Raw genomic sequence first — 21521 nt, 5'->3', positions numbered from 1 at the left:
AAATTGCGCTGAAAGCGCCGCTCGGTCAGCGCTCGAGATATGTCTCCAGAGTCTTTCGGGTTCCGACGCGCCAAAGCATGTTCAACCAGCCGGCGAACAGTTCGCGGAAGGAATGATCGGCTCCGACGGTGCCATAGATGTCATCCATAGCGAGCCATTCCATCGGGTCGTCTTTGGCAGCCCTGGCCTGTTTCTTCAGGCGGTCCCAGTTCGGGTCGTTCGCTTCGATGACGGCGCCGCTTTCCGTTTCTCCGTAGCAATAGCGGCACCACAAAGCACTCTCCAGAGCCAGGCCGTTCGGCGCGCGACCGCTCTTCAGATTGTCCGCAATGGACGGAATAATGAATTTGGGCTGCCTGTTCGACCCGTCGAGACAGAGGCGACGCACCGTGTCGCCGATCTTGGGATTGGCAAACCGTTGCTGGGTGAGCTGGTGATACTCGTCGAGATCGGTCTCTGGGACAGGTGGCACCGTTGGAATGATCTCTTCCTGCTCGACCTTTGTCAGGAAGTCACGGACAAGCTCGTTTTCCATTGCTTCGTGGACGAAGTGAATGTCCATCAGTCCGCTCGGATAGGCGATCACCGCATGACCGCCGTTCAGAATGCGGATCTTCATCGTCTCGTAGGGCGTGACGTCCGTTACGAACTGCACGCCCACCTTGTCGAGCGAAGGACGGCCATTGACGAACTTGTCTTCCAGAACCCACTGAATGAACTCTTCGCAGAAAACCGGCCATTGATCGGCGATACCGAACAGTTCGCGAACCAGCTCTCGTTCGCGATCTCCCGTGGCGGGCGTGATGCGGTCCACCATGGCATTGGGGAAGGTGACATTTATATCGATCCAGTCGGCCAGTTCGGGATTGGAAAGGCGCGCGAGCCCTGTGACCGCTTCGCGGGCGATGACGCCATTATGCGGGAGGTTGTCGCAGCTCATCACCGTGAATGGCGTCTGGCCACTGTCGCGCCTTTGCTTCAGGGCCTTGACGAGAACGCCGAAGACCGTTTCCGGGCTCTCCGGTTTTCGGCTATCGGCAACGATTGCCGGATGGTCCGGATTGAAATGGCCCGACGCATCGAGGAAGTAGCCGCCCTCCGTGATCGTCAGCGAGGCAATGCGGATGGCCGGGTCTGCAAGACGGTCGACAACGGCCTGCGGATCCCCCGGCTCGACGAACTCGATCATCGGACCGGTGACACGGGCCGCCGAGCTTCCCGCTTCCTGCGCGACGATCGTGGAGAGAAAATCCTGCTTCGCCAGCGTGTCGCGAACCGTCGTATCGAAGGGCATGAGGCCTGCCCCGCAGATGGCCCAATCGTGATCTTCTCCACTTTCGAACAGGCGGTCGAGATAGGCGACCTGATGAGCGCGATGAAAATTGCCGACTCCAATGTGAAGGATGCCGGCTTTCAGAGCCGTGCGGTCGTAGGAGGGGACCTTGGCGTTCTCGATCTCGGAAAGGGTGGAAGACTTCAGGGCAACGGCCATCAAAGGATCCTCGCGTGACATTTCACTGGCAGGTGGCGCGGCGGGCGCTGATCGGCGCGGGTGCGGGCACCACGCAGCCCGAAGGCGGGGCGAGCAGAATCAGCAATCCAACTTTCCTCCCTGCGGGCAAACGACTAAATGCCCGGTGTGTTATGAGCCCCCGCCATCTGTGGCAAGCTGCCGCCTGAGCGGCACGGCAAGCAAGCCTTGCTTGCGGTTCACCGGTATTGAAGGGCGATGTCGGTGAGCAGTTGCATTTCGCATGAGCAAAAGCTCTCTGCAAGGTTCCGACAGGAAATTTTGCCGATATTTGTGTGGGTGAAACGATGGAACTTTAGGGCTCGTTAGGGGAGGAGACGTCGTCCTGGAGAAGCGCACGGGCCGTGCTCTCATCGGTCATCATTCCATTGACAAGCCGCCCGACCAGTGCGGCGCGGATCGCGCCTAATTTGCGCTCGCCATTTGCAACACCAATAACCAGGCATGTTTCCCGGTCGGGGATCGGCGAGCTTGCAACGCGCGCATTGAGGGCATTTTCGACGAGTCGTCCGTCGCGATCGAAAACCCAGCCGAGCATTTCCCCAACAATGCCCTGGGCTCGGAGATCAGATAGTTCGTCGGCTGTCACCATGCCCTCGACCATGAGGGGAGCACGCTCGTCCAGTTCACCGACGCCGACGAAGGCGACGTCCGATTGCGCAGCCAGCTTCATCGTATGCGCGACGGTCTTTTGGGCCAGCAGCATTTGCCGTTCCTCAGCCGACGAAGCGATGACCGGGAGGGGCATGGGGTAGGCATTGACGCTCAGAATGTCGTTCAGGGTGAAAATGACATTATAGACGGCGGCCGCACCATCGGGCCGCACATTGCCGGTGAGCGAAACGAGCTTGTGCTGCGGACACTGGATCGGGGAAAGCTGTTCGATCATGGCCTTGAGAGAGCGGCCGGTGCCTACGGCGATCGTCAGCGGCTCGGGCTTTCGCAGCCAGTATTCCATTGCGGCGGCAGCCTGTGTCGCCAGACCGACCAGCGAATTGGGCGCATCCAGATCTGTCGGTGCGACCTCGGCATATCTAAGATCGTAACGGGCGGCGAGTTGTCTTGCCAATTCCATGCACTCGCCGATGGGATGGTCGATCCGGACCTTGACCAATCCCTCGCTGACCGCCCGACTCACAAGACGCTGCGCGCGCTGGCGTGAGACCCCGAGTTGAGTCGCAATCTGATCCTGGGTCTTGCCGGCCACATAATAGAGCCAGCCGGCCCGCGCCGCTTCGTCGATGCTGGTGTCACGTTTGATCATGAATCCAAACCTTTACGGATCAGTTCAGCACTCTTGGCGTTCCGTCCGATTCCATCAACACCCAAAATGGAAGACGGTCCGTTAGGGAAGGCGGATTGTAGGAGCGGCTCGTCGGGCTTCGACCTATAAAGAAGCGCTACCGAACAGCAGATATAGCGTCGGTGTCGATCAAAGTGGCGAACGATGAATGGAAGAAAGTGGCTCCCCGGGCCGGATTCGAACCAGCGACCAACCGGTTAACAGCCGGTTGCTCTACCACTGAGCTACCGGGGAACAGCGGCTCAAGCGAAGCGGCCTATAGCAGAGGCCTTTCCGACTTGCCAAGCCGCCATGTTAAAAAATCTCTCGATCTTTTGTCGCTTCCCGGCCATTCGCGATGTTCAACAAGGAAAAAAATCGATGGACGATCACGAGCCTCGCAAGGGTCGGCGCACATTCGACCTCTTCGGCCGGTCCGTGGCGATTCCCCGCTCGCGTCCGGGTCGCCTCATTCTTGGCTGGGCTCTCGTCGCCGGCGGAGCGCTTGGCTTTCTGCCCGTTCTGGGTTTCTGGATGATACCGCTCGGCCTGACGGTGCTTTCCATCGACAATCCACGGATGCGGCGGACACGTCGGCGCTTCGTCAGCTGGTTCGGACGCTGGCGCAACGCGCGGCGAAGCACGAAAAAATCGGTTGATGAAGAGTGATGGAGGCCTCGCCCGGAATCGAACCGGGGTGCAAGGATTTGCAGTCCTCTGCGTAACCACTCCGCCACGAGGCCATTTACGTGGAAAAACACGCTATGCCAAAGACTTGAAGCTAAACAACTAGCCGGATAAAAATCTCCGTCCTCAGCGGGCTTTGCATATCTTCACTGGTTTCGCTCCGTCAAGCCCTCTTCACCGCGAGCGTGGCGCAATTTTGTAGGCGCTTGGCAAGATCAGATGGGAAGGCTGCCGCCTTGCGATGCCGCAGGCTTGTTGCTATCGACCTGATCGAATATCCGCCTGCCGGAGACGATCCGCGCAGCGTAATGGGGATGATGATGAGCCAGGGTTTTACAGAGCTTCGCCGCAAGATGGTTGATGGACAGTTACGGACGACCGCCGTGACGGCACTACCGGTGCTCGAGGCCTTCCTTAACGTTCCGCGCGAGGAGTTCGTGCCATCGCGGCTTCGCGATCTCGCCTATATCGATGAGGACATCGAAGTGGCGCCGGCGCGCTACCTTATCGAGCCGGGGCCCCTGGCTAAGATGGTCCAGCTGGCGGATGTGAAGGCCAGCGACGTCGTTCTCGATCTCTGCTGCGCCACGGGTTATTCCTCGGCAATCATGGCGACGATCGCCTCGAGCGTGATTGCCATCGAGCCTGATGAAGGCCTTTCGGAAACAGCGAGCGAGCGTCTTTCGGCCCTCGGTTACGACAATGTTGCTGTGCTCAACGGCAATCCGGAAAATGGGTGTGAGGACGAAGCGCCGTTCGACGTCATTCTGATCGGCGGAGCGGTGGACTATGTGCCCGATGCGATTCTCAAGCAGCTCAAGCCGGGCGGCCGCCTTGTGACCGTTGAAGGTCACGGCAATGCCGCCAACGCCGTTCTCTATATTGGCGGTAACGGAGTCGGCGGCGGCAGGACGGCGTTCAATTGCGCTGTCAAACCGGTTCCCGGATTTCGTCGTCAGCCCGGCTTTGTCTTTTGAGACACACCTGATGGCCGATCTTCGGAAGCGATTTCGATGCTCGGCTCTTGGGACTGGACCTCTTCGATCCGGCCCCGTACGAAAACGTAAGAGTCAAAGTACTGCGATTGGATGAGAACGTGTTCCGTAACACTCTCAAGGTGATAAGCTTTTCATGCGCTTTCGCATTGGCAACTGCTCCGGCAAATGCGGAAACGATCTTCGGCGCGATGGCGTCGGCCTATGGTTATAATGCGAACCTCAACAGTGCTCGTGCGGGCGTCCGCGTGGCCGATGAGAATATCCCGATCGCCAAGGGCGGGATGCGGCCACAGATCAGCGCGACGAGTTCGCTGGCCGGTGTCGCCCAGCGTCAGGAAACGTCGTCCGCCGGCGCGACCACGACCAGGGATTCCGATACGCTTTCGATCGATTTCGGCGTTCAGATCAATCAGACCCTCTTCGACGGGTTTCAGACCCGTAACAATGTCAGGTCTGCCGAATCGAATGTGTATGCCAGCCAGGCCAATCTGGTGAATACCGAGCAGAATACGCTCTTTAACGCCGGTACGGCCTATATGGACGTTCTGCGGGACCGCCAACTCGTCAACCTTCGGACGCGCAACCTTGAATTCCTGCGCGAGCAGGTTCGCAGTGCCCGGGCCCGTTTCGATGTGGGCGAATCGACCCGGACGGACGTTTCGCAGGCGCAGGCGTCGCTCTCGCAGGCGCAGGCGCTGCTCTATCTGGCGCGTTCCAATCTAGCGGTCAGCGAAGCCACTTATCGCCAGGTCGTTGGTCGCATGCCCGGCGACCTGCGGCCGACCTCGCCGCTGACGAAGAACCTTCCCGGTTCGCTCAATACCGCTATGGCCATCGCCTTGAACAACCATCCGGCGATTCAGGCCAACCGGCACCTCGTCGATGCATCCAGTTTCACCGTCAAGTCGCGTGAAGGCGCCTTCATGCCTCAGGTGGGTGCGACGGCCTCAATCGAGCAGGGGTTCAGCGATACTTCCATCGACGGCCCGGCGCCCTCATCGTCGACGGACACGCTGACGGCGACGATCGGTGCGCAGGTCACCGTACCGATCTATCAGGGCGGCATCGCTTCGGCCCAGACCCGGCAGGCCAAGGAACAGCTCAGCCAGGCGCGGATCAATGTCGACGTCACTATCGATCAGGTGCGCGCCAATGTGATCGCCGCGTGGAACCAGTATGTCGCTGCCCGCGAGGCCATCACCGCCGGCCTCGATCTGATCGGAGCTCAGACGCTGGCCCTGAACGGGGTCATTGAGGAGCGAAATGTCGGGCAGCGCACGACGCTTGACGTTCTGGATGCACAGTCGGCTCTCATCACGGCGCAGGTCACCCAGGTGGGGGCGGAGCGCGATGCGGTTGTCGCATCGCTCGGTATTCTTTCGGCCACCGGACGTCTGACCGCCGATTCGCTTGGTCTTGGCGTGAAGCGCCACGATCCGGACGAGCATCTGGAAGCGGTCGAGGACGCCTGGTATGGCTTGCGGACGCCCGACGGCCGCTGAAAACCGCTGACTCCGATAGCTGTGAATCGCCACCCGTGACGGTGTGAGAGGGATTCTCATCCGATCCGGCCTCCGGTAGGGTCAGGGCGATTCGTATTGCCATAGACCGGATAATGTTCGGGGAGAGGGCGTAGTAATGTCGCAGGCTAGCGGTGCTGCACGCGAGGCTTCGATGGATGAGATACTCGCATCCATTCGCAAGATTATCGAGGAATCGGATGCAGCGGCTTCGGCTGCCGAAGGGCAGAAGGAGCGGTATGAGCGACAGACGACCGGGTTCGACCGCTACCGCGATGAAGACGAGAGCGACGAGGCCAGCACTGTTCTCGATGATTTCGTCAGCTTTGACGATGATAACGGCGACGATGTCGACAGCGATGTGATCGCAGCCGGTGAAGCGGAACTGAACGCCTTCCGCGAAGCAGTCACCGATACGTCGCCGGCACCGCCTCCTGCTGCAAAAGAGGTCTTCGCTGAAAAGGAGGAGATTTCTCCTTCTGTCGCATCGGGCGAACCGCAAGTCAGCCGCCCGCTCAGCCTCGCCGACATTCAGGCACGGCTTTCGCGCTCGGCCGATGATTTTGGCGGGACTTCCGAGGATGAGGTCGACGCGAAACCGGAAACGCCAAGCTGGCAGTCTTCGTTGATCTCCGAAAGCGACGACGATTTGACCGAGGCTGAGGCTGAGGTTGAGGTGGAATCAGAGCCAGAGACCGAAGCGACCGAGACGACTGCAAGCGCTGAAACCGCAACGCCAGACGATGCGACTTCCCCTGCTGAAAAGGTAGCGGATATGCCGCACAGGGTGCCGTCGGAAGATAGTTTCCGCGCCGTTGCCGAGCGTCTTGAGCGCGGCAAGGCCCTTGAACGTCAGTCGCTGCCGAGCCAGCCGGCGTCCCGCCCTTCCGAACCGGCCGCCTCGACTGACCGGGAGCTGGACATTGCGGGCGGGCTGACGCCGATCCTCTCTCGCGAGGCCGGACGTGCCGTGGCCGACTCCTTCGGACAATTGAAAGAGGCGTTCTTTGCCAGCCGGCAGCGCAATTTCGACGAGATGGCCGAAGAGATGCTGCGGCCGATGCTTCAGGATTGGCTGGACAACAATCTTCCGACGCTTGTGGAGCGTCTCGTGAAGGAAGAAATCGAACGGATCGCTCAGGGCGGCTGACTAGGTTCGGCGCACAAACCAGGTCGCTGCCAGAAGTTCGGTTGACTTCGGGGCGCACGCTCGCGATATGCATGGCCTTCCCTAAAAGGACCCGAAGGCCATGCTGGACAAGACTTACGACGCTTCCTCCATCGAACCGAAGATCGCTGCACGCTGGGATGATGCCGATGCTTTCGCTGCCGGCGCGGGGTCCAAGTCAGGCGCGGATCCTTACTGCATCGTCATTCCGCCTCCGAATGTAACCGGCTCGCTGCATATGGGCCATGCCCTCAACAATACGTTGCAGGATGTGCTGATCCGCTGGCGTCGTATGTTGGGCGACAATGTTTTGTGGCAGCCGGGCATGGATCATGCCGGTATCGCAACGCAGATGGTCGTCGAGCGCCAACTGGCCGAGCGGGGAGAACAGGGCCGGCGGGACATGGGCCGAGATGCCTTCGTCGAACGTATCTGGCAGTGGAAAGAGGAATCGGGCGGCACGATCTTCAACCAGTTGAAGCGCCTCGGGGCCTCCTGCGACTGGAGCCGCGAGCGGTTCACGATGGATGACGGTCTCTCGGAAGCCGTGCTCGAGGTCTTCGTTCGGCTCTATGATGAGGGCCTGATCTATCGCGGCAAAAGGCTGGTGAACTGGGATCCGACTTTCGAGACGGCCATCTCCGATCTGGAGGTGGAGAACAAGGAAGCCGACGGCCATATGTGGCACTTCAAATATCCGCTGGCCGGCGGCGAGACCTACGAATATGTCGAGAAGGATGCGGAGGGCAACGAAACCCTTCGTGAAACGCGCGACTACATTTCAATCGCCACGACCCGGCCGGAGACGATGCTGGGCGACGGAGCGGTTGCCGTCCATCCATCGGACGAGCGCTATGCGCCAATCATCGGCAAACTTTGCGAAATTCCGGTCGGCCCTAGAGAGCATCGCCGCCTGATTCCAATCATCACCGACGAGTATCCGGATCCCGAATTCGGTTCCGGAGCCGTTAAGATCACCGGCGCGCACGATTTCAACGACTATGGCGTCGCTCAGCGTAACGATATTCCGCTCTATCGGCTGATGGACGAAAAGGCACAGATGCGCGCCGATGGAGAGCCTTACGCTGATGAGGCCGCAAAGGCGATGGCGTTGGTCCGCTCCGGCGAAAAGCCGGACCCGGTCACGGTCGACGCGATCAATCTGGTTCCCGATGAGCTGAGAGGCCTCGATCGTTACGAGGCCCGCAAACGTGTGGTCGAAGCGATCAATGCAGAGGGCCTTGCGGTTACCGTGACCAATGAAGAGGGAGAGACGATCCCTCTGGTCGAAAACAAGAAGATCATGCAGCCCTTTGGCGATCGGTCCGGTGATGTCATCGAGCCGATGTTGACCGATCAGTGGTTTGCCGACGCCAAGACTCTGGCCGAGCCGGCGATCGAGTCGGTCCGGGAGGGACGCACGAACTTCGTGCCGAAGAACTGGGAAAACACGTACTTTGCGTGGATGGAGAATATCGAGCCGTGGTGCATCTCGCGGCAGCTCTGGTGGGGCCATCGCATTCCGGCCTGGTACGGTCCCGATGGACAGGTTTTTGTTCGCAAGACCGAGGAGGAGGCGCTTGGCGCCGCCATCCAGCACTACATCGCTCATGAAGGACCGTGGAAGGCCTTCGTCGAGGAGAAGCTGGAAAATCTGGAGCCGGGCGATCTTCTGACCCGGGATCCCGACGTCCTCGACACCTGGTTCTCCTCGGCGCTCTGGCCTTTCTCTACGCTGGGCTGGCCCGACGAGACCAAGGAACTGGCGACCTGGTATCCGACGAATGTTCTGGTCACGGGTTTCGACATCATCTTCTTCTGGGTGGCTCGGATGATGATGATGGGGCTTCACTTCATGGAGAAGGAGCCGTTCGAGACGGTGTATGTCCATGCGCTCGTGCGCGACAAGCACGGCCAGAAGATGAGCAAATCCAAGGGCAACGTTATCGATCCGCTCAAGCTGATCGATGAATATGGCGCGGACGCCCTGCGTTTCACTCTGGCGATCATGGCCGCACAGGGTCGCGACGTGAAGCTCGACGAACAGCGGATCGCCGGCTATCGCAACTTCGGCACGAAGCTTTGGAACGCGGTGCGCTTCGCCGGTATGAACGGTGCGGTCCATGGCGGCGATTTTGATCCGGCCTCGGCCAGCGACCAGCTCAATCGCTGGATCCTGACCGAGCTATCCCGCACCGTCGACACGGTCGACAAGGCGCTCGGCGACTATCGCTTCAACGAGGCTGCCGGGGCTCTCTACCGGTTCGTATGGAACCATCTCTGCGACTGGTACCTCGAACTGCTGAAGCCGGTTTTCAACGGTGAAGATGAAACGGCGAAAGCCGAAGCACGCGCCTGCCTCGGCTATGTTCTCGACCAGTCGTTCGCGCTGCTGCATCCGTTCATGCCGTTCCTGACCGAGGAGCTCTGGGCTGGCACTGCGGAGCGCGACGGTTTGCTCTGCCATGCTGCATGGCCCCGCGCTGAAATGCGGGACGAAGATGCTGCGCTGGAGATCAACTGGCTGATCGATGTCATCAGCGGTGTTCGCTCGCTCAGAGCCGAGATGAATGTTCCGGCCGCGGCAAAGGCGCCTCTGGTCGTGACGGGCGCACCGGACGAAACGAAGCGCCGGCTCAGTCACCATCATTCCGCGATCGAACGCTTGGCTCGCATCGAGAGCATCGATCATCAGGAGGCAGCTCCGCCACGGTCTGCCCAGGTCGTGATTGGCGAATCGACCTTCTGTCTGCCGCTTGGAGAACTCATCGATATCGATGCCGAGACCCTTCGTCTGGAGAAGGCCCTGAAAGGGGCGAGGGATGACCTTGCGCGTAGCGAAAAGAAACTTGCCAACGAGAAGTTCGTCGCCAAGGCGGACCCCGAAGTTGTCGCTGCCGAACGGGAAAAAGCGGCCGAACTTTCGCGTCAGGCGGCGCGGCTAGAACTGGCTGTCGCCAATCTTCGTTCCTGACGAGCGTCAGTCCGTCAGCGCTAGGTCGCCGGGGCCTTCGGGTCTCGGCGACCGGCTGTCGCAAGGCAGGGGCAGACGCGCTTTGCCCTGATGGAGGGTGGCCATCATATTGGCGAAGATAAGCGCCGGCAGGCCGCTACCCGATATGGCTTGCTTCGGGGTTCGCTGCTTGGCGCCCAGCCAGACCACCGCGACATAGCGGCCGGTATAGCCGACGAACCAGGCATCACGACCGTTCTGGCTGGTGCCGGTCTTGCCGGCCATAGGATGGGCGAACGCGGCGCGTTTTCCCGTTCCCCCTGACGATACGACGCCTTTCAGACCACGTTCGAGAGTGCAGCGCGCAGAGCGGTTCGTAGAGAGCAGGGTCGGTTCGGCAGGCGGCAGTTCATGGTGATAGATGGTTCGACCCTCCGTGCTTCTGGCGTGCCAGATCGCATAGGGCTCGACCGTACGACCACCATTCGCAAGCGTCGCATACCAGCGGGCGATATCGAGGGGTGCCACCGAAGCTGTTCCGAGAACGGCGCTCGGCTGGTTCGGCAACGTGCCGCTGATTCCAAGTTGCTGCATGGTTCGATTGAAACAGTTCGCGTAATCGAACCATAGGGCGACAGCGGGCGGATTGCGCGACAAGGCCAGTGCGCGGCCTGCCGTCATCCGGCCGAGATAGCGCCCATCGCTATTGCGCGGCGTCCATCCATCGCGGAACTCCTTGGCGGTGTCCTGGACAGGGGTTTCCAGCGTCTTTCCATCGGCGAAGGCGCACAGATAGATGAAGGGCTTTATCGTGGAGCCCGGCGATCGCCGTCCTTCGGCCAGCACGTTGAAGCCACCCGCATCGCGATAGGATTGTGCGGCAGACATGGCTGCGATGGCCCCGTCGGGCCGAAGAATGACCACAGCTGCATCATCATAGGCGGAATCCACTCTGCGCGCGCGTTGCAGCAGACGCTCAACCGCCCGGTCGGCATAGAGCTGGGCCTCCGGCTCAAGCGTTGTGGAGACCACCATTGGCTGTGCTCGGTTCTGAAGGTCTTCCGGCAGGCCCACGCCAAGCGCGAAATCGCGAGCTCGAGCAATATGCATGGCCCAGTCGAGATCGCCCTTGGCGCGATGCAGTTGCGCGTCGGCATTTCTCGCCTCCGCAGCGGTCAGGAAGCCTCGTGTCTTCATAGCGCTGATGAGCTGGCGTGCTTCGCTTTCGAGACGTACGCGGCCATTATCGGGGTTGCTGCGCGAAGGCGCGCGAACGCTGAGCGCGAGTAATGCGGTTTCGCCGATGTTGATCGTGCCGCTACGCCGGGGCCAAACCGTGCTACGACCGAAATAGGTGCGTGACGCCGCTTCGATGCCGTAGGCGCCGTGACCGAAGAAAATGTTGTTGAGATACATGGCAAGGATTTCGTCCTTGCTGAAGATGGTCTCCAGACGCAAAGCGATCAGCAGTTCACGAAATTTCCTGAGATAGTCCCGCTCACTGGTCAGAATGAGGTTCTTGACCAGTTGCTGGGTGATGGTCGAGCCACCGCCGCCGCTACCCCCAAACCCGAGCGTCGCCTGCATCTCCTGAAGGATGGCGCGGCCGAAGGTGAGCGGGTTGAAGCCCGGATGCACCTCGAACCAGCGATCCTCGGCCGTCAGGAATGCCTCTCGCACGGTTTCCGAGATCTGGTGCGGTTGCAGATGCAGAGGAGCGACGATCTGGACATCCTGGCTACGAATGCCGTTTGTTCCCGGGTCGACGTGAGCCCAAGACGAGTAAGCGCGGTGATGGAGAGACGCGCGGTCATAGTCGCCATCGACCGTCATGCTGGCCAACCACACACCGGCGCATGCAACGATGGCTGTGCCAAGAAGCACGATAGCCGCCAGAAGATCACCTATACCGGACAGAATGCGACGGATTGTGTCGACTCCTTTGGTTTTGCAAGAATCTGCGGTACGCACCGCGTCGACATTCAGTTTCGGCAACGTGGCGTCAAGATGACCGGATAACCGGACAGGAAGCCACGCCACGGGCTTCTATCTTGGCACTGGCCTTCTTATCTCTTGGTCACGAACCATACAGAAGTTTACCGCGCCTCCTCTCACCCTGAAGTGGACAGACACGAACGTGCTCGACTTTCCCTATCTCTGGCCAGCATTTCTGTCGGGCGTCGCTCTTCTTCTCTTTCTCGACCTCTTTGTCTTTCACCGCAAAGCGCACATTATCGGCGTTCGCGAAGCAGTCATCACCTGGTCATGCTATGTGGCGCTTGCTTTCCTTTTCGCCGCAGCTCTCTTCACGCTGGATGGACCGGATGCGGGCTCGGAATTTCTGACAGCCTATCTGATCGAGGTCTCGCTTTCCCTCGATAATATCTTTGTCATTGCCCTGATCTTCAAGGCGTTCTCGGTTCCTGAGGAGGCCCAGCACAGAGTGCTTTTCTACGGTATTGCGGGGGCAATCCTGATCCGGCTTTCGCTTATCCTGCCAGGTGCGGAACTGGTCGATCGCTATTACTGGATTGGTTACGTGCTCGGACTGATCCTGCTGGTATCCGGCGCGAAAATGATGTTCGGCGACAGCAGCGAGGAATTCGACCCGCAGCAGAGCCGAACTGTCCGTCTACTGATGAAAACGGGCCGCGCCGTCGACAGATATCATGGCGAGCGTTTTCTGATCCGGCGCGATGGCCGCTATTGGATGACTCCCCTCTTCATCGTTCTGGTCACCGTCGAGGTGACGGATCTGATCTTTGCTGTCGATTCCATTCCGGCCGTGCTTGCCGTGTCGGACCGCGCCTTCATTGTGTTCTCGTCCAATGTTTTCGCGATTTTGGGTTTGCGCGTCCTGTTCTTCATTCTGGCGGGAGTAATGCGGCATTTCCGCTTTCTGGAGCCCGCTCTCGCGCTGATCCTCGTCTTGATCGGCGCGCGTATGCTCCTGCACGAGGTGGTTCACGTTCCGTCCATGGCTGTCCTTCTCGGTACACTCTTTATCCTCGCCGGAGGCATAATACTGTCGCGGCTGTTTCCAGCTTCCGATCCCGAGCACGGCAAGTCCGGCCCCATGGGAGACGAGTCCGAGGCTCGGCACGAATCTGTGTGAATTGCGCAACAGACTCGCGTCACGTCGCTGGAAAGCGGCGTGCGATTCGGAACTGTGCCCGGATGCCGCCACAAACCCGTTACAGGTGAGAGGACGACGCCGCTGCGTGGACGGCGTGATCATCTCTTAAGGGGATGGCGACCGGTTCGATGAGATGATCCGGTTGGGTAAAGGGGCATGAGAGAGGATGCGATGATGCGTTTGCGACGCTCATCACCGTGGGATTTTTGTGGGCCGTTCGTGGCTGCTGCAGCGTTGGTCGTTTCGATCGGGACAAGTGCGCTTGCCGCCGACGAGGGCGAGCGCAGCGCGGATCCGTGGGCGCAGTTTCGCAGCGGCTACCAACTCTATCGTAGTGGAGACAAGGACGGGGCGCTTGCCGCCTATGCTAAGGCCGCTCAGGAAGGACATGCCGGCGCCAAGTGGAAAATGGCGCGGATGTATGCTGATGGCGATGGCATCGCTGAAGATGATTATCGCGCTTTCCAGATGTTCCGGAAGATCGTGGACGATGGAGCCGTTCCCGGCTCGCAGGAAGAAATTTTCGTTTCCGACGCGCTTGTGGCGCTGGCGCGTTATTTCCGCACCGGCATAGCCAATACGGAAGTGCGGCCCAATGAAAGCGCGGCCATGGATCTCTATGTTCGCGCCGCGTCCGTTTACGGTAACACACAGGCGCAGTTCGAGATCGGTCACATGCTTCTGGACGAGCAGCGCAACCTTCGCCGTGCGGCGCGCTGGCTGCAGCTTGCAGCGGGCAAGGGCCATGCCGGCGCCCAAGCTCTACTCGGAGACCTGCTTTTCCAGAAGGGGCGGACCGTCGAGGGACTGGCGATGCTGACGACAGCGCTGAACAAGGCAGGCAGCAACGACCGCGGCTGGATCCGCCAGCGGCAGGAACAGGCTTTCGGTTTGGCTTCGGAGGCCGAACGGCGACTGGCCTATGAAATGAGCCGTCACCAGCTTGGCGAGATCGTCGTCAGCGCGGAATAGCGGTTTCCGACCCGGATCAACTCAAACGCAGATTAACGATGGCAGGCACATGGTCGGACGGCTTTTCCCAGGCTCGGACGTGCTTTTCCACATCGGTTGAAACCAGGCGATCGGCAGCTTCCGGTGAAAGAAGCATGTGGTCGATGCGGATGCCGTTGTTCTTCTGCCAGGCGCCGGCCTGATAGTCCCAGAACGTGTAGATATCGCCTTCGCTCTGGCAGGCCCTTATGGCATCGGTAAAGCCGAGGGCCAGCAATTTGCGAAAGGCTTCGCGGCTCTCAGGCTGGAACAGCGCGTCGTCGCTCCAGTTCTCCGGATGCCGGGCATCGCGGGGCTGAGGGATGACGTTGTAGTCACCGGCGAGAACCAGCATCTCCTCGAAATCCAGCCGTTCGCGTGCCCAGAGCTGCAAACGTTCCATCCACCGCAGCTTGTAGCCCCATTTGCGATCCTCGCCGACGGGGTTGCCATTGGGAAGGTAGAGCGAGACGACACGCAGCGGCCCGTCCGCCGTTTCCCACACGCCTTCGATAAAGCGGGCCTGTTCGTCGGCGTCGCCATTATCGTCCCCTGGCAGGCCGCGATTGACTTCCGAAGGCGGGGTCTTTGAGATCAGGGCGACGCCGTTGAAACCTTTCTGGCCATGTGTCTCGACATGCCAGCCACGATCTTCAAGCGCCGAGCGAGGAAAGGTTTCATCCTGGCTCTTGATCTCCTGGAGACCGACAATATCCGGCTGGCTTTCATCCAGCCAGGCCAGCAGAACATCGAGGCGTGCCTTGATGCCGTTGATGTTGAAGGTCGCGATCTTCATGCTGCCCGGTCTCCCATACTCAGGCTGAAGGACCTAGCGGGACACGAAGGCGAGGTAAAGCGGCAGACGATCTCAGATAGAGAAGGAGGTGCCGCAGCCGCACGAGGCGACGGCGTTCGGATTGTCGATCTTGAAGGCCTGGCCGATCAGATCGTCGACGAAATCGATCTGCGAACCCGCCATGTAAACCATGGAAAGCTCATCTATCAGGACTTTGGCGCCGTCACGCTCGAACACCTTGTCGTCATCGTTCCTGGAATCGGTCAGGTCGATCAGATAGGAGAAGCCCGAGCACCCGCCGCCCTCGACGGTGACGCGAAGGCCGATCTTGTCTTCCGAATCGTCGACGATGCGCACGATGCGCTTGGCAGCACTCTCAGTGATGCTGACCGTTTTCATGGGATGGTCGATAGCATTCATGGCGCAGGTCGCCTTTGTCTGGTTTCCTGACAGAGGTAAGAAGCATTCGGCGTAACGTCAACGCAGGCTACTCGAAGCAAGAGAACGAAATGCAAGAAGACGCCTCATCCAGATTGACCGGAATCGGTTTCGGCTACAGGCCTCGCGCCCCCTGGGCGTGTGACCCGGAAGCGACACGAGGCCGATTGATCCCCGAACCCGAAAGCCCAACGCGGACGGCATTTCAGCGCGATCGAGATCGAATCATCCATTCCACGGCCTTTCGCCGGCTCAAGCTCAAGACACAGGTCTTCATCAGCGATGACGGCGATCATTATCGGACCCGGCTAACACATACGATCGAGGTCTCGCAGATCGCGCGAGCGATTTCCCGTGCCCTGGAAGCCGACGAGGATCTTGCGGAAGCGGTCGCGCTTTGCCATGATTTCGGCCATACGCCATTCGGTCATGCCGGCGAAGATGCGCTCAATGCGATGATGAAGCCGTTCGGCGGCTTCGATCATAATGCGCAATCGCTACGGGTCGTCACCAAGCTGGAGCGGCGTTATGCCGCCTTCGATGGGCTCAATCTGTGCTGGGAAACGCTGGACGGTTTGGTCAAGCATAACGGGCCGGTAACGGGAGACGGTGCTTCGGCCGATGAGACAGTGCCTGCCTATTTTCTGGAGTTCGATGCGCAATTTCCTCTGGGACTGTCCGAGTGGTGCGGCATTGAAGGGCAGGCGGCCGCCATTGCCGACGACATCGCCTACAACACGCACGATATTGATGACGGCATTCGTGCCGGGCTCTTCACGCTCGACGATTTGGCCGAGGCGGTCCCCTTCGTTGCAGACACGCTGAATGAGGTGAGGGACCGCTGGCCGGGGCTGGAGTTTTCGCGCATCACTCACGAATTTCAGCGCCGTCAGATCACCGCTATGGTGGAAGACGTGATCGAAGGCGCGCGTACGATCATCTCGCAAGAGAAGCCCGAGAATGCTGACGCGATCCGCCGCCGCGGTTCGCAGACTGTCGGTTTTTCGCCGGAGATGAGAGAGACGGACCGTCTGCTGAAGGCCTTTCTCTTCGATCGCATGTATCGCGCGCCGGGCATCATGACGTTTCGGGCCTTGGCCGAAGACACAGTCACACGCTTGTTCGAGCGCTATATCACAGATCTATCCTCGATTCCTTCCGAGTGGCGGCGTGAGGCGGTGTTACAGGGTGATGAGGCGCGAGCAGCACGTATCGTAGCCGACTTTATCGCCGGTATGACCGACAGTTACGCCCTGAAAGAGATCGAACGGCTGTTTGACGCCTGACAAGCGATCGGCTACGCGGCAGCCCGACGTGGCTCGCCGTTCAGAGACCCTGCCGCCGATAAGAAACGAGAACTCCTATGAACCTTTTTGCCGATTTCGCGCAGAGAATCCGTTCGGTCGTCCAATCTCTTGATCTTAAAGATAAAGAGGGTGTGTCGCCTGATCTGTCACGCCTGACGGTTGAGCCGCCGCGCGATCCTGCCCATGGTGACCTTGCCTCCAATGTGGCCATGGTCCTGGCGAAATCCCTCGGCATGAAACCGCGTGATCTGGCGCAGAACATCGCCGATGAACTGGCCAAGGATGAGGACGTCTCCTCGATTGAGGTGGCGGGGCCCGGCTTCATCAATCTGCGGCTCTCTGACGGTTTCTGGCACAGTCAGTTGCGGACTATGCTCGATGCTGGCGAGGATTATGGCCGCTCCGATCTTGGGGCGGGTCGCGCAACGAATGTGGAATATGTCTCCGCCAATCCGACAGGCCCGATGCATGTCGGCCATTGCCGTGGTGCGGTCGTCGGCGATGCGCTGGCACGACTTCTCGCTTTCGCAGGCTACGCCGTCACGCGCGAATATTATGTCAACGATGCGGGCGGGCAGATCAACGTTCTCGGTGAATCGGTGATTCTGCGTTACCGCGAGGCGCTCGGCGAGACGATCTCAATTCCCGAAGGGCTCTATCCGGGCGATTATCTGGTTCCGGTCGGCACGGCGCTGGCCGAAGAGCATGGCCGCGCCTTGCTGGACATGAGCGGAGCGGATGCGCTCGCTATCGCCAAGGACAAGGCCGTCTCGATGATGATGGATCTTATCCGTGAAGATCTGGCCGCCCTCAACATCCGGCATGACGTTTTCTTCTCAGAGCGGACTCTTCACGGCGACAATGGCGGAAAGATCGGTGCAGCTGTCGAGGGTCTGCGGCAGAAAGGTTTCGTCTATGAGGGCACTTTGCCTCCGCCGAAGGGTCAACTGCCGGAAGACTGGGAGGACCGCGAGCAGGTCCTTTTCCGCTCGACCGAGGTCGGGGACGATATGGATCGGCCGCTCGTCAAGAGCGACGGCGCCTACACCTATTTCGCCGCAGATGTCGCCTATATGGAAGACAAGTTCGAGCGCGGCTTCGACAAGCTGATCTTCGTGCTCGGCGCCGATCATGGCGGCTACGTCAAGCGCATGGAGGCGCTGGCACGCGCGATCTCCGAGACGATCGATATCGATGTTCTGCTCTGCCAGCTTGTCAAGCTGTACCGGGAAGGCGAGCCGGTTCGCATGGGCAAGCGGACGGGTAATTTCGTTACGCTTCGCGACGTTGTCGATGAGGTGGGTGTCGACGCTGTCCGCTTCATGATGCTTTACCGCAAGGCCGATGCGCCGCTCGACTTCGATTTCGCGAAGGTGACCGAGCAAAGCAAGGATAATCCGGTCTTTTACGTGCAATACGCCGCCGCACGCGCTCATTCGATCATTCGCCAGGCCGTCGAGGCTTTCGGGCCCGAGGTCGCCGCACAGGAGGGGATCGGTCAGGGCGCGGATCAATTGACGGACGAAGGCGAGATCGCGCTCATCCGTAAGCTCGCCGAGTGGCCGCGCCTGGTCGAGTCGGCGGCGACCGCGATGGAGCCGCATCGTGTTGCCTTTTACCTCTACGATCTCGCCAGTGCTTTCCATACCCATTACAATCGCGGGACCGAGAACGCTCAGTTACGGTTCGTTAAGCATGATGATGCAGTGTTGACGCGAGCCAGGTTGGGTCTGGTGATGGCCGTGCGGAATGTTCTTTCTGCGGGTCTTGCGGTCACCGGTGCCTCAGCTCCGGAAGAGATGCGCTAGATCTGTCAAGGCGTCTGCATAGTTACCGTCACCATTTGCCCACATTGCGTTGCTATCCGGCCACAGTGGGGCCGGATGCCTGCAGCGCTCCGAGCAGGTATGGCGTGCGGAGAAAATTATGGCAGCCAATTCGCAGAAGAAGCCTTCTGATCGCGACTTCTCGCTAGCGGACGACGATCCGCTGGCCGAGCTGACGCGTATTATCGGGCTCGATAATTCATCACGGGCCGATGATCCGGCAGACGAGCCGGTCGAGTCGCATCTGGCAGAAATGCTGGATGCCTCATTTGTCCCGATGCAGGACGACGAACTGCTGCGCGACCCGCAAGAGCCTACGACCGAATCGCCGGCCTATGGCGACAACGAACCGAATTTCGATTTCTCCGGTGTCGACGATCCTGTCGAAACCGAAAGTCAGGCCGTCACAGAGGGTTGGCATGCCTCACCCTCGGACGCAGCGGTCTCGCCTGAGAACTCTGACCAAGAGGCCGTAGTTTCGAACATCGGTCCGGATGATTTCGAGGCCGAGCGTAGTGAGCTTGACGCTCCTGAACCGGCTCTTTCTGATGAGTCTTCGGTGGCTGTGGAAGCCCGCGAGATGGACGATCTCGACCTTATTTTGTCAGGCTCGGACCTGCCCGCGTCTCGGCCTGATGAGTTTCTCCAAAAAGACGGGATCGAGCCGATGCCGGACGCGTCTCATGAGGCTTCGGCTGCCGGCAACGATATGGAAGATGTCTCCCTGTCCGCCTCCAGCCCCGATGAGTTCGATATCGATCTCGATGCCAACGATCTCGACATGACCGAGTTCGATGAGAGCAATTTTTTCGACGAGCGACCTGCTGAAGCAGAGGAAACGCTCACTGCCGCCGAATTCGATGAAGAGGACTTTGCCAACGCATTCGATGCGGCTTTGCGCGAAGACCTTGCCGATGCGGATCAGGCAGAGGCCCCGGTTTCTTATGATGAGATGACCGCTACGGCCGGTGATGAAGATGCCAGAGCCGTTTGGGAAACACTCGGTGCGGCCGATATGCAGCCGGGGGCGCAGGCCTCGCAAACGGAAACTGCTGAATTGACGGAGATTCTCGACAGCGCGGATGCCAGCAACGACGATCATCTATCGTATGACGATGCGGTTTCGTATGAGGACACTTCCGCGGTCTCCGAAGATGATTTTCAGTTCGAGCTTGATGGAGACGGATCCGAGGCGGCGGACGATCGCTCGATGATCGATCACGAGGATGAGGCGATGGTCGCTGTAGTCTCGGCGGCCGCCTATGAAGCGTACGATAGCGCTGCCGAAGAACCTGTCGCAGATGTTTCGGACTATGGCGATCCAGAAGCCCCGGAAATCGAAACACGCGTTTATGACGAAGCCGTTGTTCCTGCTACCGAGCCGCTTGATCTTCCGGAATTGTCTTCCGGGGAGACGAACGCCGGCACTACACTACAAGAGGATGCGCTGGCGGACGAGTTCGCCGATATCCTTCGTGCCGAGGGCATGACGGCCGCGCCTCAGGACGTCTATGCGGCGTCCGATGATGACGCGGAAAACCTGTCTGCCGATGCTGATGGTGCCATCGAGCGGAATGGTAATGCGGAATGGTTGTACGCCACGGCCGCTGCCGATCCTGCCTTTGATGTGAGCCAGCTATCGCCTGCCGAAGATTCGGAAGACTTCCGTCACGATTTTGCCGACAGTGATCAGCGGCTTGGTGCTCTGCCACCGAGCCGGGGTTCGTCGTTTTCCCGCTACGGGCTTTACGGGGGTGTCGCACTCGCGGTACTGCTTCTGGCCGGCGGCGGTTATGCCTATTTCTCTGGCGGAGAGTCGGATGGCGACGTTGCCATCGTGCGGGCCGACAGCGAGCCGGTAAAGGTAAAGCCGGCTGAATCGACCGCTGCGAAATCCGCCGTCGCTGAAAACGAGGTCTACGAGACCGTCGAAGGACGCGACGGAGAGCAACCCCGACAGGATCAGCTGGTCGATACGACGGAGCAACCGCTCGAGATCGCCAGTAAGGACGAAACCCGTATTGCAGCCGAAGATGTCGAAGGTGGCACAGCGGATCGCCCGAATGTGGTGTCCATTGAGCCACGAAAGGTGCGTACCTTCATCGTGAAGCCTGACGGCTCGATCGTTCCGAGAGGAGCATCGAGCAATGTCGCGGCCACAGGTTCGACTGCCGCCGGCGCGACAGCCGTCGTCAGCGCGGATGCAGCCGAGAAGGCAGCGAATCCCGATGCGGGCGCTCTCGCTCCCGACACTGCGAGTGCTTCGGCTGCGTCAACCATCGATGAGAATGGTGGCGCGAACGATCAGAGCGGCCTGGAGGTTGCTCTTGCGCCTGCTAGCGGTGATGCGTCGACCGAATCGCTAGCCTCCAGCGCGACGGAAGCCGCGGCCGCCGAGGCGGTGGACGATGATCCCGATGCTGCGTCGATTGCCGCGCAAATCGTCGAAATCCCACTGCCGCAGGTTCGACCGAATGTTGGCCGGGTCACGCCGCAGCAAACTGCTTCGGTAGAAAACACGCAGGCATCCGCGTCGGTCGCACAGGCGCCGGTTGCAGAAACCACGTCTTCGGGTGCGACGCCTGCGGCCTGGGTGCAGATCTCCTCGCATCCGTCCCGCGAGGCGGCTCAGGTCAGCTACACCGCGATGAGCCAGCGCTATGGATCGTTGCTTTCCGGTCGTGGCGTAAACATCGTGCCCGCGGATATTCCAGGGCGCGGGACCTATTATCGCGTCAATATCTCGGCATCCAGCTTCTCCGATGCGCAGGCCCTTTGCGGACAGATCAAGTCTGCCGGAGGCGATTGCCTGCCACGCCGCTGATCAACGCACCCACGGTGAGCGCATGAGGCCATTCACACGACGTACGGCGCTCGGGCTCACCGCTG

At 60.0% G+C, this 21521-nt stretch carries 15 protein-coding genes and 2 tRNA genes; 10 read left to right on the top strand and 7 right to left on the bottom strand.

Annotated features, from left to right (window positions below; translation table 11 throughout):
• Positions 1-25: 25 nt before the first annotated feature.
• From D8780_RS07205 to D8780_RS07195, 3 genes are all read right to left on the bottom strand, one after another.
• Positions 26-1492, bottom strand: a complete 1467-nt coding sequence (locus D8780_RS07205) for a mannitol dehydrogenase family protein (protein ID WP_121644990.1) — start codon at positions 1490-1492, stop codon at positions 26-28.
• Between the two features lie 334 nt (positions 1493-1826).
• A complete protein-coding gene (locus tag D8780_RS07200) occupies positions 1827-2795 on the bottom strand; it encodes a sugar-binding transcriptional regulator (protein WP_121644989.1) in 969 nt (322 codons plus the stop codon).
• Between the two features lie 198 nt (positions 2796-2993).
• Positions 2994-3068, bottom strand: a tRNA-Asn gene (locus tag D8780_RS07195).
• A 126-nt stretch (positions 3069-3194) separates the two neighbouring features.
• Here D8780_RS07195 and D8780_RS07190 point away from each other — a divergent pair.
• Positions 3195-3482 carry a hypothetical protein gene (locus D8780_RS07190; RefSeq protein ID WP_121644988.1) on the top strand — a complete coding sequence of 96 codons (288 nt, stop codon included), beginning with the start codon at positions 3195-3197 and terminating at the stop codon, positions 3480-3482.
• On the opposite strand, the gene D8780_RS07185 is transcribed toward D8780_RS07190, so the two are convergent.
• Positions 3483-3556: transfer RNA gene (locus tag D8780_RS07185), tRNA-Cys, on the bottom strand.
• 264 nt (positions 3557-3820) lie between these two features.
• Between D8780_RS07185 and D8780_RS07180 the strand changes: the two genes are divergently transcribed.
• The 4 genes from D8780_RS07180 (at position 3821) to D8780_RS07165 (ending at position 10160) form a co-directional block, all read left to right on the top strand.
• On the top strand, positions 3821-4477 hold the full coding sequence (locus tag D8780_RS07180; protein WP_121646428.1) for a protein-L-isoaspartate O-methyltransferase family protein: 657 nt from the start codon (positions 3821-3823) through the stop codon (positions 4475-4477).
• A 119-nt stretch (positions 4478-4596) separates the two neighbouring features.
• Entirely contained in the window at positions 4597-6000 is a 1404-nt protein-coding gene (locus D8780_RS07175) for a TolC family outer membrane protein (protein ID WP_245412284.1), read from the top strand.
• A 136-nt stretch (positions 6001-6136) separates the two neighbouring features.
• Positions 6137-7168: a PopZ family protein gene (locus D8780_RS07170; RefSeq protein WP_121644987.1), complete on the top strand. Its 1032-nt coding sequence runs from the start codon at positions 6137-6139 to the stop codon at positions 7166-7168.
• A gap of 100 nt (positions 7169-7268) precedes the next feature.
• Positions 7269-10160, top strand: a complete 2892-nt coding sequence (locus tag D8780_RS07165) for a valine--tRNA ligase (protein WP_121644986.1) — start codon at positions 7269-7271, stop codon at positions 10158-10160.
• Positions 10161-10166: 6 nt separating this feature from the next.
• On the opposite strand, the gene D8780_RS07160 is transcribed toward D8780_RS07165, so the two are convergent.
• Positions 10167-12023: a transglycosylase domain-containing protein gene (locus D8780_RS07160; protein ID WP_147440294.1), complete on the bottom strand. Its 1857-nt coding sequence runs from the start codon at positions 12021-12023 to the stop codon at positions 10167-10169.
• Between the two features lie 253 nt (positions 12024-12276).
• Between D8780_RS07160 and D8780_RS07155 the strand changes: the two genes are divergently transcribed.
• Together D8780_RS07155 and D8780_RS07150 are read left to right on the top strand one after the other, a co-directional pair.
• On the top strand, positions 12277-13254 hold the full coding sequence (locus D8780_RS07155) for a TerC/Alx family metal homeostasis membrane protein (RefSeq protein ID WP_121644984.1): 978 nt from the start codon (positions 12277-12279) through the stop codon (positions 13252-13254).
• A gap of 192 nt (positions 13255-13446) precedes the next feature.
• Positions 13447-14247, top strand: coding sequence for a tetratricopeptide repeat protein (locus tag D8780_RS07150; RefSeq protein ID WP_245412283.1), 801 nt, complete (start codon positions 13447-13449; stop codon positions 14245-14247).
• 16 nt (positions 14248-14263) lie between these two features.
• On the opposite strand, the gene xth is transcribed toward D8780_RS07150, so the two are convergent.
• Positions 14264-15061: an exodeoxyribonuclease III gene (gene xth / locus D8780_RS07145; protein WP_121644983.1), complete on the bottom strand. Its 798-nt coding sequence runs from the start codon at positions 15059-15061 to the stop codon at positions 14264-14266.
• Between the two features lie 72 nt (positions 15062-15133).
• Positions 15134-15460 carry an iron-sulfur cluster insertion protein ErpA gene (erpA, locus tag D8780_RS07140; protein ID WP_121646425.1) on the bottom strand — a complete coding sequence of 109 codons (327 nt, stop codon included), beginning with the start codon at positions 15458-15460 and terminating at the stop codon, positions 15134-15136.
• Between the two features lie 110 nt (positions 15461-15570).
• On the opposite strand from erpA, the gene D8780_RS07135 reads away from it, so the two are divergent.
• The 3 genes from D8780_RS07135 (at position 15571) to D8780_RS07125 (ending at position 21456) form a co-directional block, all read left to right on the top strand.
• Positions 15571-16785 carry a deoxyguanosinetriphosphate triphosphohydrolase gene (locus D8780_RS07135; protein WP_121644982.1) on the top strand — a complete coding sequence of 405 codons (1215 nt, stop codon included), beginning with the start codon at positions 15571-15573 and terminating at the stop codon, positions 16783-16785.
• 77 nt (positions 16786-16862) lie between these two features.
• The gene (argS, locus tag D8780_RS07130; RefSeq protein ID WP_121644981.1) at positions 16863-18614 is read left to right on the top strand and encodes an arginine--tRNA ligase; all 1752 of its coding nucleotides are present in this window, start codon (positions 16863-16865) and stop codon (positions 18612-18614) included.
• Positions 18615-18732: 118 nt separating this feature from the next.
• The gene (locus D8780_RS07125) at positions 18733-21456 is read left to right on the top strand and encodes an SPOR domain-containing protein (protein WP_121644980.1); all 2724 of its coding nucleotides are present in this window, start codon (positions 18733-18735) and stop codon (positions 21454-21456) included.
• Positions 21457-21521 lie beyond the last annotated feature (65 nt).

The organism is Notoacmeibacter ruber (genome assembly GCF_003668555.1).
GTDB classification, from domain to species: Bacteria; Pseudomonadota; Alphaproteobacteria; order Rhizobiales; family Rhizobiaceae; genus Notoacmeibacter; species Notoacmeibacter ruber.
The sequence above is the reverse complement of the archived record's forward strand: the minus strand, read 5'-3'. Positions and strand labels throughout refer to the sequence as shown.

Excerpts from the sequence above, each read along its gene's own strand:
- D8780_RS07205 (WP_121644990.1), bottom strand. The coding sequence starts at position 1,492 with ATGGCCGTTGCCCTGAAGTCTTCCACCCTTTCCGAGATCGAGAACGCC.
- D8780_RS07200 (WP_121644989.1), bottom strand. The coding sequence starts at position 2,795 with ATGATCAAACGTGACACCAGCATCGACGAAGCGGCGCGGGCCGGCTGG.
- D8780_RS07190 (WP_121644988.1), top strand. The coding sequence starts at position 3,195 with ATGGACGATCACGAGCCTCGCAAGGGTCGGCGCACATTCGACCTCTTC.
- D8780_RS07180 (WP_121646428.1), top strand. The coding sequence starts at position 3,821 with ATGAGCCAGGGTTTTACAGAGCTTCGCCGCAAGATGGTTGATGGACAG.
- D8780_RS07170 (WP_121644987.1), top strand. The coding sequence starts at position 6,137 with ATGTCGCAGGCTAGCGGTGCTGCACGCGAGGCTTCGATGGATGAGATA.
- D8780_RS07165 (WP_121644986.1), top strand. The coding sequence starts at position 7,269 with ATGCTGGACAAGACTTACGACGCTTCCTCCATCGAACCGAAGATCGCT.
- D8780_RS07150 (WP_245412283.1), top strand. The coding sequence starts at position 13,447 with ATGATGCGTTTGCGACGCTCATCACCGTGGGATTTTTGTGGGCCGTTC.
- xth (WP_121644983.1), bottom strand. The coding sequence starts at position 15,061 with ATGAAGATCGCGACCTTCAACATCAACGGCATCAAGGCACGCCTCGAT.
- erpA (WP_121646425.1), bottom strand. The coding sequence starts at position 15,460 with ATGAAAACGGTCAGCATCACTGAGAGTGCTGCCAAGCGCATCGTGCGC.
- D8780_RS07135 (WP_121644982.1), top strand. The coding sequence starts at position 15,571 with ATGCAAGAAGACGCCTCATCCAGATTGACCGGAATCGGTTTCGGCTAC.
- argS (WP_121644981.1), top strand. The coding sequence starts at position 16,863 with ATGAACCTTTTTGCCGATTTCGCGCAGAGAATCCGTTCGGTCGTCCAA.
- D8780_RS07125 (WP_121644980.1), top strand. The coding sequence starts at position 18,733 with ATGGCAGCCAATTCGCAGAAGAAGCCTTCTGATCGCGACTTCTCGCTA.